General features: G+C 61.6%; 14 protein-coding genes and 1 tRNA gene. 9 read left to right on the top strand and 6 right to left on the bottom strand.

Annotation, left to right across the window (positions count from 1 at the left end; all coding sequences use genetic code 11):
- The first annotated feature begins 15 nt into the window (after nt 1-15).
- The 3 genes from MHM97_RS18930 to MHM97_RS18925 are packed head-to-tail and all read left to right on the top strand — an operon-like array spanning nt 16 to nt 3,041.
- Nucleotides 16-1,233, top strand: a complete 1,218-nt coding sequence (locus MHM97_RS18930; RefSeq protein ID WP_239324410.1) for a phenylacetate--CoA ligase family protein — start codon at nt 16-18, stop codon at nt 1,231-1,233.
- 17 nt (nt 1,234-1,250) lie between these two features.
- Nucleotides 1,251-1,352, top strand: coding sequence for a hypothetical protein (locus MHM97_RS22910; RefSeq protein ID WP_370645766.1), 102 nt, complete (start codon nt 1,251-1,253; stop codon nt 1,350-1,352).
- Nucleotides 1,353-1,385: 33 nt separating this feature from the next.
- Nucleotides 1,386-3,041: an ABC transporter permease gene (locus MHM97_RS18925; RefSeq protein WP_239324637.1), complete on the top strand. Its 1,656-nt coding sequence runs from the start codon at nt 1,386-1,388 to the stop codon at nt 3,039-3,041.
- 38 nt (nt 3,042-3,079) lie between these two features.
- Here the strand turns inward: MHM97_RS18925 and MHM97_RS18920 are convergent, their stop codons facing one another.
- The 4 genes from MHM97_RS18920 to MHM97_RS18905 form a co-directional block, all read right to left on the bottom strand.
- Nucleotides 3,080-3,943, bottom strand: coding sequence for a CobW family GTP-binding protein (locus MHM97_RS18920; RefSeq protein WP_239324408.1), 864 nt, complete (start codon nt 3,941-3,943; stop codon nt 3,080-3,082).
- 384 nt (nt 3,944-4,327) lie between these two features.
- The gene (locus MHM97_RS18915; RefSeq protein ID WP_239324406.1) at nt 4,328-5,338 is read right to left on the bottom strand and encodes an extracellular solute-binding protein; all 1,011 of its coding nucleotides are present in this window, start codon (nt 5,336-5,338) and stop codon (nt 4,328-4,330) included.
- A gap of 304 nt (nt 5,339-5,642) precedes the next feature.
- Nucleotides 5,643-5,768, bottom strand: a complete 126-nt coding sequence (gene ykgO / locus MHM97_RS18910; protein WP_005648635.1) for a type B 50S ribosomal protein L36 — start codon at nt 5,766-5,768, stop codon at nt 5,643-5,645.
- Between the two features lie 81 nt (nt 5,769-5,849).
- A tRNA-Val gene (locus MHM97_RS18905) sits at nt 5,850-5,924 on the bottom strand.
- A gap of 157 nt (nt 5,925-6,081) precedes the next feature.
- On the opposite strand from MHM97_RS18905, the gene MHM97_RS18900 reads away from it, so the two are divergent.
- Nucleotides 6,082-6,942 (top strand): N-formylglutamate amidohydrolase, encoded by an 861-nt coding sequence (locus MHM97_RS18900; RefSeq protein ID WP_239324404.1) that lies wholly within the window; start codon nt 6,082-6,084, stop codon nt 6,940-6,942.
- A 19-nt stretch (nt 6,943-6,961) separates the two neighbouring features.
- Here MHM97_RS18900 and MHM97_RS18895 read toward each other — a convergent pair whose 3' ends face one another.
- The gene (locus tag MHM97_RS18895; RefSeq protein WP_239324402.1) at nt 6,962-8,233 is read right to left on the bottom strand and encodes a DNA polymerase IV; all 1,272 of its coding nucleotides are present in this window, start codon (nt 8,231-8,233) and stop codon (nt 6,962-6,964) included.
- A 104-nt stretch (nt 8,234-8,337) separates the two neighbouring features.
- Between MHM97_RS18895 and MHM97_RS18890 the strand changes: the two genes are divergently transcribed.
- Nucleotides 8,338-8,751 (top strand): NUDIX hydrolase, encoded by a 414-nt coding sequence (locus MHM97_RS18890; protein WP_239324400.1) that lies wholly within the window; start codon nt 8,338-8,340, stop codon nt 8,749-8,751.
- Nucleotides 8,752-9,159: 408 nt separating this feature from the next.
- Here MHM97_RS18890 and pyrF read toward each other — a convergent pair whose 3' ends face one another.
- Nucleotides 9,160-9,885: an orotidine-5'-phosphate decarboxylase gene (pyrF, locus tag MHM97_RS18885; RefSeq protein WP_239324398.1), complete on the bottom strand. Its 726-nt coding sequence runs from the start codon at nt 9,883-9,885 to the stop codon at nt 9,160-9,162.
- A 241-nt stretch (nt 9,886-10,126) separates the two neighbouring features.
- Between pyrF and clpB the strand changes: the two genes are divergently transcribed.
- The 4 genes from clpB to msrQ all read left to right on the top strand — a co-directional run bounded on the left by clpB (nt 10,127) and on the right by msrQ (nt 15,990).
- Nucleotides 10,127-12,745: an ATP-dependent chaperone ClpB gene (gene clpB, locus MHM97_RS18880; protein ID WP_239324396.1), complete on the top strand. Its 2,619-nt coding sequence runs from the start codon at nt 10,127-10,129 to the stop codon at nt 12,743-12,745.
- A gap of 175 nt (nt 12,746-12,920) precedes the next feature.
- Nucleotides 12,921-14,411: an FMN-binding glutamate synthase family protein gene (locus MHM97_RS18875; RefSeq protein WP_239324394.1), complete on the top strand. Its 1,491-nt coding sequence runs from the start codon at nt 12,921-12,923 to the stop codon at nt 14,409-14,411.
- A 71-nt stretch (nt 14,412-14,482) separates the two neighbouring features.
- Nucleotides 14,483-15,391 (top strand): protein-methionine-sulfoxide reductase catalytic subunit MsrP, encoded by a 909-nt coding sequence (gene msrP, locus MHM97_RS18870; protein ID WP_239324393.1) that lies wholly within the window; start codon nt 14,483-14,485, stop codon nt 15,389-15,391.
- Nucleotides 15,391-15,990: a protein-methionine-sulfoxide reductase heme-binding subunit MsrQ gene (gene msrQ, locus MHM97_RS18865; RefSeq protein WP_239324392.1), complete on the top strand. Its 600-nt coding sequence runs from the start codon at nt 15,391-15,393 to the stop codon at nt 15,988-15,990. Before msrP ends, msrQ begins: the two co-directional genes overlap by 1 nt.
- Nucleotides 15,991-16,240 lie beyond the last annotated feature (250 nt).

Here is a 16,240-nt window from a genome sequence, read left to right as displayed (position 1 = left end):
GCGGGGAGGGACGACATGACCTATTTTGATACATTGGAAACCCGCAGCGCCGATGAACGCGCGGCAGATCTGGCGACGCTCCTGCCAGAACAGATCGCCCGTGCCAAATCCGCGCCCGGTTTTGCCGCCCTGCTCGCGGATGTAGACCCGGCAAAGATCACATCGGTGGAGGCGCTGGTGGCATTGCCGGTGCTGCGCAAAGCGGATTTGAGTGCGGCGCAGGCCGCACAGCCCCCCTTTGGGGGGTTCACCGTCAAGCCTGCGCACGGGTTTGCCCATATCTTTCAATCCCCGGGGCCGATTTATGAACCCGGTGGCGTCGATCACGACTGGTGGCGGATGGGGCGTTTCCTGCATGCGGCGGGCGTCGGGCCGGGCGATGTGGTGCAGAACTGCTTTGGTTATCACCTGACCCCGGCTGGGATGATCTTTGAAAATGGCGCCCGGACCGTGGGGGCTGCGGTTCTGCCTGCTGGCACCGGCCAGACCGAACTGCAGGTCACGGCGGCGCGCGATGTTGGGGCAACCACCTATGCCGGAACGCCCGATTACCTCAAGGTGATCCTGGACAAGGCCGAGGCCATGGGCGTCGAGCTGGGCTTTACGAAGGCGGCGGTTGGCGGTGGTGCATTGTTTCCGAGCCTGCGTCAGGACTATGCGGATCGCGGCATTTCCTGCCTGCAGTGCTATGCCACGGCGGATCTGGGCAATATCGCCTATGAGAGCGCCGCCATGGAGGGCATGATCGTCGATGAACAGGTGATCGTCGAAATCGTCACCCCCGGCACCGGCACCCCGGTTGCACCGGGCGAGGTGGGCGAAGTTGTGGTCACGACGCTGAACCGGGATTACCCGCTGATCCGTTTTGCCACCGGCGATATGAGCGCAGTCCTGCCCGGTCAGAGCCCCTGTGGCCGCACCAATATGCGCATCAAGGGCTGGATGGGCCGTGCGGACCAGACCACCAAGATCAAGGGGATGTTCGTGCGCCCCGAACAGGTGGCCGCGCTGGTCGACAAACACGACGAGATCCTCAAAGCCCGCGTTGTTGCATCGCGCAGTGGTGAAATGGACGTCATGACCGTGCGGATCGAGGCCGATGGCGGCGATGAGATCACCTTTGCCCGCTCGGTCGTGGATCTGCTCAAACTCAGGGGGACCGTGGATATTGTCGCGCCGGGCACGCTGCCCAAGGATGGTCTGGTGATCGAGGATCAGCGCAGCTACGATTGAGTTGTTCCTGCCAAAACATGGAATACTGCGGCCGCCGCTGTCGACATACCGTCGCAGCGGCGGTTTCGTGCTGTCATTTCCGACAAAAATGCTTGAAACCGGGGCGACACAGTTCATAAGCAGGACGAATGACGCAAGCGAGCCAGACTCAGATGCCCGTGCCCCGCCGCAGCATCTCCGCACGTAGCAAGGGCACTCGCGGCTTTGCCGTTCTGGCCTGGGGCGTGGCTCTGGCCTGTCTGTTGCCGATGGTTGCGGTGGCGATCGCCGCCTTTACCGGCGGAATCGACACGATCTCCCATCTCGCCGAAACCGTTCTGCCGCGTTATGCGCGCACGACGGTGTATCTGGTGCTGCTGGTGTCGATCGGCACCTTCTCCATCGGGGTGGGGGCGGCCTGGCTGGTCACCATGACGCGGTTTCCGGGGGTGCGCTTCTTCGAGGTGGCGCTGGTGCTGCCGCTGGCCTTTCCGGCCTATGTGCTTGCCTATGGCTACACTTTTTTGCTGGACCATCCCGGGATCGTGCAATCGACCCTGCGGGACGTGACAGGCTGGGGGCCGCGTGACTACTGGTTCCCCGAGATCCGGTCGCTGGGGGGCGCGGCCTTGATGCTGGTGCTGGTGCTCTATCCCTATGTTTACCTGCTGGCGCGCGCGGCCTTCTTGCAACAGAGCGCCAGTGCATTCCTCGCTGCGCGGGCGCTTGGGCACAGCTCCTGGCGCGCGTTCTGGCGGGTCAGCCTGCCGATGGCGCGTCCTGCCGTGGCCTCCGGCGTGTTGCTGGCGGTGATGGAGACGATTGCGGACTACGGCACCGTTGCCTATTTCGGCGTGCAGACCTTTGCCACGGGCATCTATACCAGCTGGTTCTCGCTGGGGGATCGCGCGGGGGCGGCGCAGCTTGCGCTGTGCTTGCTGGGGTTTGCCCTGCTGCTGGCGGTGGCGGAACGCTCCAGTCGCGGCAGGGCGCGCTATCACCATGCCGGCAAGCAGCAGGCCACGATGGGGCCGGCGCGCCTCAGTGGCGTGACGTCCTGCTTTGCCCTGCTCCTTTGTGCACTGCCAGTGATATTTGGCTTTCTGGTGCCGTTGGTCAGCCTGACGCTGATGGGATTGCAGTCGGAACAGGACCTGTTCAGCCGGCGCTACATCGGCTTTGTCAGCAATTCCCTCACCCTGGCGACCACAGCCGCGCTGATTACGCTGGTGGCGGCCATTGGTCTCGGGTTTTATCAGCGGCTGCGGCCGGGGCGGCCGTCGAGCATGGCGGCCTATTTCTCGCGGCTGGGCTATGCTGTGCCCGGCGGCGTGATCGCCGTGGGTCTGATGGTGCCCTTTGCGGCGTTCGACAATGCGCTGGACGCCTGGATGCAGGCCAGTTTCGGAATCCGGACGGGCCTGCTGGTCACCGGGTCGATCTGGTTGCTGGTGCTGGCCTATGTGGTGCGCTTCATGGCCGCCGCGCTGGGGGCGTATGAGGGCGGGCAGGCAACGGTCCATGCCAATATGGATGCCGCCGCCAGATCGCTGGGACAAAGCCCGCTGGGCATGCTGCGCAGGATTCACCTGCCGATCCTGACGCCGAGCCTGCTGACCGCGCTGCTGATCGTTTTTGTCGATGTGATGAAAGAGCTGCCCGCAACGCTGATCATGCGGCCGTTCAATTTCGATACGCTGGCCGTGCAGGCGCATCGCCTCGCCGCGGATGAGCGGCTGGAGGGGGCCGCGGTCCCGTCTCTGGCCATCATGGCGGTGGGGCTGCTGCCGGTGATCCTGATTTGCCGTCAGGTCGGGCGCAGGCGATAGCGCGCGACAGCTGCTGCGCAACGGGCCCCCTGCCGGCGTTAGGCGCTACACCACCAGGCTTCGATCTGGTCGCGGCTGATCCGGTTCTCCGGTCCCAAGGCAACCAGCAGCGTTTCGTCCGCATCGCACCGCCGTGCTTCGACATGGCGCCCGACGATATGCAGCTCATAGGCGCCACCGGAGGTCAGGACGAACCCTTTCATCCGATACAGGCCTTCCGGCCGGTCCGCGAGCTTGTCGCCGAGCTGGCGGCGGTCAAGGACCTGACGGCTGCGGTGTTGCCAGCTGACATATCCGGGATGGGGCGCGGGGGCAGTGCTGCGGGGCAGTGGTGTAACGTCGAACAACAGGCGGGACAGCGGCATGTCGCTGAGCCGGGTGGGCGCGCGGGCGCCGAGGGCGCGCAACTTGTCCTGCACCTGATCATCCGATCCGTCCGGTAGTTTGCTGATCAGCACGATATCCGCCGCGCGGATCTGCTGAGTCACTTGAGGTTCCAGAAGCGGGTCGGACAACAAATCTTCGATGTTGGTCCCGTCCACCACCGTCACGATACCCGCATAGCTCAGTCGGCTGTCCGCGAGCAGTGCATTGGCAATCGCCACCGGTTCTGCGATGCCGCTGGCTTCGATCAGGATATGGTCCGGTGTCCCGCCGCGCGACAGGAGGTCGTTCACACTCATCAGGAGATCATCGCCGAGCGTGCAGCAGACACAGCCATTCGTCAGGGCGATACTGTCGATCTCGGTCTCTTTGATCAGGGCGGCATCGATATTGACGCTGCCGAAATCATTGACCAACACCGCGAGACGCAGGCCGTGGTCCTCTCCCAACAGGGAGTTGATCAGCGTGGTCTTGCCCGCGCCGAGATATCCACTGACAATCGTGACAGGAACGCGCATCAGGGTTTGCCCCCGCACGTCAGGTGCATCGTAATCGGCATACCGACCGACCTCCCCATTTCAGATTGTGCAAGCTCTTTGCCTTGCTTGGCGCGACTCTATAGGGGCTGTGATCCATCCGGTCCAGACCAACATTGCCCGCGGGCAGAGGGCAGAATATGCGAAACGGCGCTAGGCGCTGATTTATCGCGATAAATATTCGAAAAAATTATTGTGTTCCGGTGTGAACCGGGCGGATTTGCCGGGGTCAGGCGCCTGAGCGCAGCATTTGGCGTGGGGGTGACGGGGCGAATCCCGGATCGGCGACGCATGAAAAAGGCGCAGCCCGTGGCGAACGAGCTGCGCCGGATGGCAGGGCGGATACCGCCAAAACCCGAGGCTGGATTATTTCCAGCCAGCCTCGTTAAAGATCTTCTGGGCAGTGGGAATGTTGGTTGCAACCTCGGACAGGTTCACGTCATCGGCCTTGAACTCACCGAGCTTGGCAACATTCTCCGCCAGCGACACTCCGGGCACGGTCGGGAATTCATCGTTGCCGTTGGAGAAGTACTTCTGCGCCTGGTCGGATGCGAGATACTCCAGAAACTTGATTGCGTTGTCGCGGTTTGGAGCATGGGCTGCAACACCGGCACCGGACAGATTCATATGAGCACCTTCAGCGTCCTGCGCGGGGAAGACCCATCCGATCTTGTCGATATCGCCCGAGACGCCCTTGACGTCTTTGCGCAGGGCGCGGGCAAAGTAGTAGCTGTTGGACACGGCGATTTCGCATTCACCGGAAACCAATCCGCGCAATTGATCGGTGTCACCGCCCTGCGGGCTGCGCGCCATGTTGGAGACCACGCCTTCGGCCCAGTCCTTGGCGGCTTCCTCGCCATGGTTTGTCACGATCGCCGCAAGCAGCGTCTGGTTGTAGGTATTGGTCGACGACCGGATGCAGACCTTGCCTTCGTAGGCCGGGTCGGCAAGGTCGAGATACGTGGCAGGCGGGGTGTCGAGCGAATCCTTGGCGTAGAAGATGATCCGCGCGCGCTGGGAAAACCCGAACCATTGATTGTCGACGTCCTGCAGATTGGACGGAATCTTCTCTTCCAGCACATCGCTGTCGATGGATTGCAGAATGCCGGCGTTCTTGGCACGTGCCAGACGAGAGGTATCAACGGTGATCAGCACGTCGGCGGGGGAATTCGCGCCCTCTGCTTCCATGCGGGCGATCAACTCGTCCGCCTTGCCCTCAATCCGGTTGATGGTGATTCCGGTGGCGTCCTCGAACTCGCTGTAGAGCCGTTCGTCGGTATCGTAGTGGCGCGATGAATAGAGGTTCACCACACCATCGGCGATCGCGGTGGTCGCGAGGCAGCTGGCGGCAAGTGTGGCAAAGATATTGATTCTCATGAGCTTCTATCCCTTTGACTGTCGCTTGGGCACGGACGATCTGGCCGCGCTCCAAAATCCAAGTTCTTTAGTCAATTACTACACTGAGGTCCAAATGTAAGGGGTAACTGATTAATTCTGTCGGAAAAGTTATGAGCGGGCCGAGGGCGGGTGACCTCGCCACATTTCGGCGATCTGACGGCAGACCGCGCATGAGGGCCTACGGGAGGGCGCTGGGGTAAAAAAAGGGGGCCGGAAAAACAAAAAACCGCATCAAAAGATGCGGTTCTTCGGAGCCTCGTGAAAGGCGTCTTGTGCGTTAGGCTCAGCCCTGGCGCGCTTTGAACTTGCGCTGCGTCTTGTTGATGACGTAAACGCGGCCCTTGCGACGCACAACCCGGCAGTCACGGTGCCGGTTCTTCAGCGAGCGGAGCGAGTTCTTGACCTTCATGGCCTCTCTCCTTTTCTGCGGCGCGAACCAGCGCCTGGGTTAGCGGGGCGTCCTGGACCGAGGTCCAAAACAGCGAAATCATGGTGGGCGGTACAAGGATCGAACTTGTGACCCCTTCGATGTCAACGAAGTGCTCTACCGCTGAGCTAACCGCCCATGATGCCAACGTCAAATCGACATGAACACGCTGTTCAGCGCGTCGATCCGCGTCGGTGAAGGGGTCTATAAAAGGAGTCGATTGTGGGCGCAAGAGCTTTTGCCACAGAAATATAAACTCTATGCTGTGATTATCAGGCGGGAAAGCGGAGCTGGTATGTCAGGACAGGCATATTCTATCGAAATGCCCCAGGTGTGGCGATCACCTGTGGTCGTCGCGTCGCCGCACAGCGGTGCATTCTATCCCGATTCTTTTGTGGCGCAGTCGATTCTGGATGCAAAACGCCTGCGCAGCAGCGAGGATGCCTTTGTGGACCGGCTGTTCGCGGCCGCGCCGCAGCTGGGCATGCCGATGCTGACGGCAACCTTGCCGCGGGCCTTTGTGGATCTCAACAGGTCGTGCGAAGAGCTTGATCCGGCGTTGATCGAGGGCGTCACCCGACGCGGCCAGAACCCGCGTGTTGCCTCCGGGCTGGGGGTGATTCCCCGCGTTGTTGCCAACGGGCGGACGATTTATCGCGGCAAAATCCCCCTCGCCGAAGCCCGGGCGCGGATTGATGACTACTGGTACCCTTATCACTGCGCCTTGCAGCGGTTGCTTGATTCCTCTCATGCCCGGTTTGGCGAAACGATTCTGGTGGATTGCCATTCCATGCCGCATGAGGCGGTGGAGGGGATCTCTGCAAAACCGTCGAAGCGGCCCGAAGTCGTGCTGGGGGATCGGTTCGGGGCCGCGGCGGACGGCTGGGTCATCGATGCGGTCGAGGCGGCCTTCTCTCGCGCGGGGTTCCGGGTGGCGCGCAATTCGCCCTTTGCCGGAGCGTATATTACCCAGACCTATGGACGCCCCTCGCGCCGGCAGCATGCGATTCAGGTCGAAATCGATCGCTCGCTCTATATGGATGAGGTCGCCATCGTCCCCAATGCGCGCTTTGCGCAGGTGCGGGCCCAGTTGACGCAGGCCATTCGCGACCTGTCTGCGCTGGGATCAGAAGAGCGGCCCCTGGCAGCAGAGTGAAGGCATCGCATCCACGATGCTAGCGCAGGGCGCGCCCCTTGAGAATCGCGTCCTTCCCGAAGCGTTTGCGGATTTCATCCGCTGCGCGCTCGGCGGTTGCACGTTTTCCGGCATCCGGATCCAGCAGATCCGCGGTGAGGTCTGCCTGTGACTCGGGCACCAGATCGCTGATGCCACAGCCAAGCAGTCGGAAGGGGCCCTGCGAAATGGTCTGGTCCAAGAGTCCGCGCGCGGTGCGATAGATCAGATCGGCGATTTGCGTCGGGCTGTGCAGAGAGTGTCGCCGCGTCAGGGTGGAATGATTGGCGCGTTTGAGTTTCAGCGTTACCACCCGGCCCGCCAGCCCCTTGGCCTTGGCGCGATCAGAGACCTGCTCGGCCAAACGCCAGAGATGTCCATCGAGCACATCGAGATGCATCGTATCCTCAAAGAAGGTGGTTTCCTTTGATATCGACTTTACCGGCGTGCGCGCGGAGACTTTGCGCCGGTCTTCACCGCGGGCCAGGTGCCAGAGCCGATCCCCCATGCTGCCGAATCTGTCATGCAGGTCGCGACGGTCCCATCGCAGCAGGTCGGAAAAGGCGCGGATGCCGGCTCTGTCCAGCGCGGCCTGTGCCGCGGGACCTATGCCCCAGATCAGGCGCACCGGTTTGTCATGCAGGAAAGCGGCTGTTTCCGCCTTGCCGATCACAGAGAACCCCCGGGGCTTGTCGAGATCGGAGGCGACCTTTGCGAGGAACTTGTTGTGGCTGAGGCCGATGGAGCCGGTAACGCCCAGCTCATCCTTCATCCGTTTGACAAGCCGGGCCAGCATGACAGCCGGGGGCGCGCCATGCAGCCGCTCCGTTCCGGACAGGTCCATAAAGGCTTCGTCCAGCGACAAGGGTTCCACCTCTGGCGTCAGCTCATCCATCATCGCGCGAATGGCGCGACTGGTTTGGGCATAGACCTCCATCCTGGGTTTGATGACGACGGCATCGGGGCACAGCTGCAAGGCCTGAAACATCGGCATGGCGGAGCGCACCCCGCGAATGCGCGCGACGTAACAGGCGGTGGAGACAACGCCACGATGCCCGCCGCCGATGATGACCGGTTTGTCCGCCAGCTCCGGATTGTCGCGTTTTTCGACACTGGCGTAGAATGCATCGCAATCCATATGGGCGATGGACAGGCTGAACAGTTCCTCATGTTCCGTAACACGCGGACTGCGGCAGGCCGGACAACGCCGATGCCCCGGGCGCCTGGAAACGGCGGAGAAGCTGTGCAGGCAGTCGCGGCAGAGGGCTGGCATGGCGTGCTCGACAAAAGCGCAGAAACAGGGTGTGCGCCGCGCCCGATCCGGGTAGCGTGTTGCCGGAACAGGCAGAGTGCGGCCGCGCAGGAACAGGATATACCATGACCTTCAAGGGAGCGAAACTGGCGCTGTTTCTGGGGCCGGAGCTGCTTGTGATCCTGCGCGATGACAAGGTGGACATCCCGTTTCCGGGTCATTGGGATCTGCCGGGCGGCGGCCGCGAGGCCGGCGAGTCCCCTGCCGAGTGCGCACTGCGGGAAACCGCCGAGGAGGTTGGCCTGCATCTGTCCGAAGCAGACCTTGGCTATGGTCGGTGCTATCCGCGACCGGATGGCGACAGCTGGTTCTTTGCCGCGCATATCGCGGTGCGCAGAGTGGATGAGGTGCAGCTTGGGGATGAGGGGCAGCGGTGGGCGCTGATGTCCCCGCAGGCCTACTGCGCGCACCCCTTGGGCATACCGCAGTTCAAGCAGCGTCTGCGCGATTACCTGGAACCACAGGATGCGCTGCGCTGAACCGGGACGCCATGATGCCAGAATTGTCCTTTTGAAAGAAAGGCCCCCGCACAGTGGCGGGGGAAGGTGACGTTTCTCAGGAAGAGGTAAACGTCAGGGGAGTGTCTCATCCCCAGAATCGCCCATGAGGGCCTGTTTGGCAAAGCTTCTCCGGGCGGGTGCCCCCATTTCGCCGTGTCGGCTGTGCTTTCCGGGTCACGGCTCAGGAATTCATTTTTTGAAATTTATCGCCGAGGGCGCCTGAATTCCCGTTTGATCTCCAAAGCTTGGCTTTCTCTTACACGGTGGTTTTACGGTGCCACGCAAGTACCGCGCGTTTGGCACCGGATTGCCTGCTTTTTAGGCAGGGTTTGTCGTGGGAGAGGTCCTCCCCCAGGGCCGCGACCTGTGGCTGGCCGCGGTTCCATACTAGTTGGGGGATTTTGCTTGCGGGCTGTTCATCTCCCGCAGGATGTCTTCGGCGGCGGCGCGGGGCGCGCTGGCCTGCCAGATGGGTCGGCCAACAACGATGTGGTCGACGCCGGATGCCAGGGCCTGCGCCGGTGTGGTGACGCGTTTCTGATCGCCCAGATCGGCCCCCACCGGGCGCACCCCCGGGGTCACGATCAATTTGCCTTCGGCTTCGGGCAGGGCGCGGATCAGGGCAGCTTCTTGCGGGCTTGCGATGACGCCATCTGCGCCGGCGGCCAGTGCATTGCCCGCGCGTTCCTGCACCAGATCCTTGATCTCGCCAGGCTTGATAAGAGCGCCATCAAGGTCCTCGCGATCAAGTGAGGTCAGAATGGTCACGGCAAGGATTTTCAGGTCCTTGCCTGCGGCCCCTTCCTTGGCGGCGCGCACGACGTAGGGATCGCCATGCACGGTCAGGAAATCGAGATCGAACTGTGCCAGGCCATGCACGGCGTTTTCCACCGTCGCACCGATGTCAAACAGCTTCATGTCGAGAAAGATCTTCTTGCCGTGTTCCTGCTTCAGCTCGTTTGCCAGCGCCAGACCGCCCCCGGTCAGCATGCCCAGCCCGATCTTGTAGAAGGAAACAGCGTCGCCAAGCTGTTCGGCCAGCTTTAGCCCGGCAATCGCATTGGGCACGTCCATGGCAACGATCAGACGGTCATCGGCAGCGGGGGTGGTCATTGGCATCTCTCCGGTCTGGGCTGGGTTGCGCCTTCCTACTGCCTGTGGCCCCGGTGGAAAAGGGCGTATGCGGGATTTTTGCCGGGCTTGATCGTTGTCAAGGTTCGTCAACCTTTGGCATGTTAGGCAAGTACTTGAAGATGGGGCGCGAATGCCCACATCTTTGATCGAGGCCCACACCGATCCTGTGCCGCCAAGCGGGCGGGGTCATGCGCGGGGCGCTTATGAAGAGGAGAAGAAGATGGACTTGAACAAGTTCACTGAACGGGCGCGTGGCTTTGTCCAGGCCGCCCAGACCATCGCATTGCGCGAGGGTCACCAACGGCTGACGCCGGAACATATTCTCAAGGCACTGCTGGACGACGACCAGGGTATGGCGGCGAACCTGATCACTCATGCGGGTGGCAATATGGCGCGTGTCAGCGAGGCCGTGGAAACGGCCATTGGCAAGTTGCCAAAGGTCTCGGGCGACGCTGGCCAGATCTACCTGGATGGGCAGACCGCCAAGGTGCTGGATGAGGCGACCAAGGTTGCCGAGAAGGCTGGCGACAGCTTTGTGCCGGTCGAACGCCTGCTGACTGCACTGGCGCTGGTGAAATCCAAGGCCAAGGATGCGTTGGACGCAGGCGGTGTGTCTGCGCAAAAGCTGAATGAGGCGATCAACGATGTGCGCAAGGGCCGCACGGCGGATACCGCGAATGCCGAAGACACCTATGAGGCGCTGAAGAAATACACGCTCGACCTGACGGAGCGCGCCCGCGAAGGCAAGATCGACCCGATTATTGGCCGCGACGATGAAATCCGCCGCGCCATGCAGGTGCTGTCGCGCCGGACCAAGAACAACCCCGTCATGATTGGTGAGCCGGGCGTCGGGAAAACCGCGATTGCCGAAGGCATGGCCCTGCGCATCGTGAACGGCGACGTGCCGGAGAGCCTCAAGGACAAACGCCTGCTGGCGCTTGATATGGGCGCGCTCATCGCGGGTGCGAAGTATCGCGGCGAGTTTGAGGAACGTCTCAAGGGAATTCTCAACGAAGTCACCGATGCGGCGGGTGAAATCATCCTGTTCATCGACGAGATGCACACGCTTGTGGGCGCGGGCAAATCCGATGGCGCGATGGATGCGGCAAACCTCATCAAACCGGCGCTGGCGCGGGGAGAATTGCACTGTATCGGTGCGACCACGCTCGACGAATACCGCAAGTACGTGGAAAAGGACGCAGCCCTTGCGCGCCGCTTCCAGCCCGTCATGGTGACCGAACCGACGGTGGAAGACACGATCTCCATCCTGCGTGGCATCAAGGAAAAATACGAGCTGCACCACGGTGTGCGCATCGCGGATGCGGCGCTGGTATCGGCGGCGACGCTGTCGAACCGCTACATCACTGATCGATTCCTGCCGGACAAGGCGATCGACCTTGTGGATGAGGCAGCCTCGCGCCTGCGCATGGAGGTGGACTCCAAGCCCGAAGAGCTGGACGCGCTTGATCGTCAGATCCTGCAAATGCAGATCGAGGAAGAGGCGCTGAAACTCGAGGATGATGCGGCATCGAAGGACCGTCTGGACCATCTCCAGAAGGAACTGGCGGATCTGCAGGAGCGCTCCAGCGAGATGACGGCGCAATGGCAGGCCGAACGCGACAAGCTCGCCTCGGCGCGTGACTTGAAGGAGCAGCTCGACAAGGCGCGGGCGGAACTGGACATCGCCAAGCGCGAAGGCAACCTCGCCAAGGCGGGTGAGCTCTCTTATGGCGTCATTCCGGGATTGGAAAAGCAGCTCTCGGAAGCGGAACAGAAAGAAGAGCAGGGCCTGATGGTCGAGGAAGCGGTGCGGCCTGAACAGATCGCAGCCGTGGTCGAGCGCTGGACCGGTATTCCCACCTCCAAGATGTTGGAGGGCGAGCGTGAGAAGCTCTTGCGGATGGAAGATGGCCTGCACAAGCGCGTCATCGGCCAGAATGCGGCCGTGACGGCTGTGGCAAACGCGGTGCGCCGGGCGCGTGCGGGGCTCAATGATGAGAACCGTCCGCTGGGGTCGTTCCTGTTCCTCGGGCCGACCGGCGTGGGGAAAACCGAGCTCACCAAGGCTGTGGCCGAGTTCCTCTTTGACGATGACAGCGCCATGGTGCGCATCGATATGTCGGAGTTCATGGAGAAACACGCGGTCGCACGTCTGATCGGCGCGCCTCCGGGTTATGTCGGCTATGACGAGGGCGGCGTGCTGACCGAGGCCGTGCGGCGCAGGCCCTATCAGGTGGTGTTGTTCGACGAGGTCGAAAAAGCGCATCCAGATGTGTTCAACGTGCTCTTGCAGGTGCTGGACGATGGGATGCTGACGGATGGTCAGGGTCGGACCGTGGATTTCAAGCAGACGCTGATTATCCTGACGTCGAACCTCGGTGCACAGGCATTGAGCCAGTTGCCCGATGGTGCGGATGCGGCGGATGCCAAGCGCGACGTGATGGACGCGGTGCGGGCGCATTTCCGGCCCGAATTCCTGAACCGTCTCGATGAGACTGTTATCTTTGATCGCCTCGCGCGGCAGGACATGGACGGTATCGTCGAAATCCAGTTGCGACGTCTGGCCAAACGTCTGGCGCAGCGCAAGATCACGCTTGAGCTCGATGACGGTGCCAAGACATGGCTCGCGGATGAGGGCTATGACCCTGTGTTTGGTGCGCGTCCGCTCAAGCGCGTGATTCAGCGTGCCTTGCAGAACCCGCTGGCCGAGGCCTTGTTGGCCGGAGACATCAAGGATGGTGAGACCGTTCCTGTTTCCGCGGGCGCTGAGGGGCTGGTGATCGGGGATCGTGTCGGCAGCTCTGACCGGCCGAGACCGGATGATGCCGTGGTGCATTGACCGCCCTTATAGAATGACCATGGGTCGCCCCGCGGGGCGGCCCTTTTTTGCAAATATGAGGTCTCGTGATCGGCGGTGCGGCAAACGTCATCCGCCTGTCATGGATCAACGTGTTATAGCTGAGTGCAGCCAGGTCCGCGTGGGCCGCGCAATTTGAGTACGGAAAGGACGTGCGATGGGTTTTGCGATGAATGCGGTGTCGATCCTCGCGGTGGTGTTTATCTGTTTGATCGGCGTCGTTGCGCTCGTGGGGCTGGCAATGTTCGTCGCCGATCGCACCCAGACGCAGGATGCCATTCGGCGCAACTATCCGGTCCTTGGGCGCTTTCGCCATCTGTTCAGCACTTTGGGAGAGTTCTTCCGTCAGTACTTCTTTGCGATGGACCGTGAGGAGCTGCCCTTCAACCGGGCCCAGCGGGAATGGATCGCGCGCGCCTGTGCCGGGGTGACAAATACGGTTGCCTTCGGCTCCACCCGCAACACATCCGTGCCGGGCACGCCGATCTTTGTGAACGCGCCCTTTCCACCGCTGGACGATCAGTCCGCCTCGACCGAGCCGATGCTGATCGGCCCCACCGCGCGCGTCCCTTATAATGCACCATCGTTCTTCAATATCTCGGGCATGAGCTACGGGGCCTTGTCGCGCCCCGCTGTGACGGCCCTCAGTCGCGGCGCGCGCGAGGCAGGTGTCTGGCTCAATACGGGCGAGGGCGGCCTCAGCCCGTTTCACCTTGATGGGGGCTGCGACATCGTTTTTCAGATCGGGACCGCCAAATACGGGGTCCGCGATGCGGCGGGCAATCTCAGCGATACGCGCCTGAAGGACATCGCCGAGATCCCGCAGGTGAGGATGTTCGAACTGAAGCTCGCGCAGGGTGCAAAGCCCGGCAAGGGGGGCATCCTGCCAGCGGCCAAGGTCAATGCCGAGATTGCCGAAATTCGTGGCATCACCGAGGGCGAAGCGAGCATTTCCCCCAATCGTCACCTAGATATCGAGAGTTATGACGAACTCTTGGATATGGTGGCGCGGGTCCGTGAGATCACAGGCAAACCCGTCGGCATCAAAACCGTCGCAGGCTCCGAAGTCGCCCTGCGCGAGATGTTCCTGAACTTCGCCGCACGTCCCGATGATGTGCCGGATTTCATCACCATCGACGGTGGCGAAGGTGGCACCGGGGCGGCGCCGATGCCGCTGATCGATCTTGTGGGCATGTCCGTGCGCGAGGCGCTGCCGATGGTGTGCAATCTGCGCGACGAGTATGGTTTCAAGGACCGCATTCGCCTCATCTCCAGCGGCAAGCTGGTCAATCCGGGCGATGTGGCCTGGGCGCTGGCGGCGGGCGCGGATTTTGTGACCTCTGCACGGGGCTTCATGTTCTCTTTGGGCTGCATTCAGGCGCTCAAATGCAATCGCAACACCTGCCCGACCGGCATCACCACCCACGACCCGCGCTTTCAGCAGGGGCTTGTGGTCGAAGATAAATACCTGAAAGTCGCCCGCTATGCCCGCGAGGTCATTCACGAGGTGGAGACCATCGCCCATTCGGTCGGTGTGGATGAGCCGCGCAAGATGCGCCGTCGTCACATGCGCATCGTGCAGGAGGATGGCTCCTCGCGGCCGATGAATGAGATCCTGCCAAGTTACAGTGCTGTCGCGGAGATGTGAGAGGATATGTTTTTGCTCTGAGGCCTTGGGGCGTTACCTCATGGGACAACCCGACTTGAAGGAGCGCACATATGGCCCACCGCTGGCAGAACGACCTGACCCACAGCGACATCACGCCCGAACCCCTGTTCTGGAACCGGCGCAAGATCCTCGCCGGGCTTGGCGGTGTGGGACTTGGCAGTATTGGGGCGGGGCTTGCACAGGCCGAGACGGAGAGCCTTGATCCCAACACATGGGAAGAGGTCACCACCTATTGTAACTTCTATGAGTTCGGCACCGGCAAGACCGATCCCGCCACATATGCAGGCCAGATGACGACGTCCCCCTGGGAGGTCGAGATCGACGGTATGGTCGATAACCCCGGCACCTATGGGTTTGAGCAGATCCTGTCGGAAATGACGCTCGAGGAACGGATCTACCGGTTCCGCTGTGTCGAGGCCTGGTCCATGGTGATCCCATGGCAGGGGTTTGAGCTGGCCGACCTGCTGAATGTGGCCGGTGTGCAGGAAAGCGCGAAATACGTTGCCTTTGAAACGCTCCTGCGTCCGGATGAAATGCCGGGCACCCGCTACCCGGTTCTGGATTGGCCTTACCGCGAGGGCCTGCGGCTGGACGAGGCGATGCATCCGCTGACCCTGATGGCGACGGGGATCTTCGGAAAGCCACTGCCAAACCAGAACGGCGCTCCGTTGCGTCTAGTGGTGCCGTGGAAATACGGCTTCAAGTCGATCAAATCGGTGGTGAAGATCACCCTCACGGATCAAGAGCCGCCCACCAGCTGGAATATGGCCAATGCGCGCGAATACGGTTTTTACAGCAATGTGAACCCGGAGGTGGATCACCCGCGTTGGAGCCAGGCCACAGAGCGTCGCATCGGTGGCGGGTTGTTCTCGCGTCGTCAGCCGACCCTGATGTTCAATGGCTACGATAAGGAGGTCGCATCCCTCTATGATGGTCTGGATCTGACAAAGAACTTCTGATGGATCTTGCGACACTGAATTCCACACTGCGCCGGGTGCCGTCGTGGCTCATATATATATGTGGGCTGGCACCGGCGGTCTGGCTGTTCTGGCAGGGCCTTACGGGCGGGCTTGGCGTGGAACCGATCAAGGCGCTGGAGCATCGCTACGGCGAGTTGGCGCTTCAGTTCTTTATTGCCTCTCTTGCCGTGACACCGCTGCGGCGCTTCTTGGGGGTGAACCTCGTGATGCATCGCCGGGCCTTGGGGCTTTTGTGCTTTGCCTATGTTGTCTGTCACCTGCTGGTGTGGCTGCTGCTGGACGTGCAGATTCCGAGCCAGATCTTCGCTGACATCGCCAAGCGTCCCTATATCACGGTCGGTATGGCCGCCTTTGTGCTGCTCATCCCATTGGCGGTGACCTCAAACACGGCCTCAATTCGCAAACTCGGGCCGCGATGGCGCAAGCTCCACCGACTCGCCTACCCGGCAGCCCTCTTGGCTGCACTGCACTTTGTGTTGCTCGCGAAAGGGTTTCAGATCGAACCACTGCTTTATTTGGGCGGAATCAGTCTCCTTTTGCTGCTCAGGTTGAAACTCCCGGTCCCACGACGGGCCTGAGCGCGCGGAATCTCCTCGCCCCGTTTCCCGATTCCACGTTCAGGGTCTGATTTGTGCACGAGAAGGTTGGGATCTCGTGCGGGATCAGGGGAAGTGGAGACGTCTCGTAGAAGTTTATCTCTATGAAAACATGTTGTTTTGTTGGATGTGGGTGAAAAAATGACAGTTTTGCAAAAAAGGGGTTGCGGGCATCTGAGGTTATGCTTAGAACCCCCTTCACCGGCGGCGCTGAGGCGCTACGGGGCGCGGC

This window comes from Epibacterium sp. Ofav1-8 (assembly GCF_022348185.1).
Taxonomy (GTDB): domain Bacteria; phylum Pseudomonadota; class Alphaproteobacteria; order Rhodobacterales; family Rhodobacteraceae; genus Epibacterium.
This window is presented reverse-complemented; position numbering and strand designations above follow the sequence as displayed.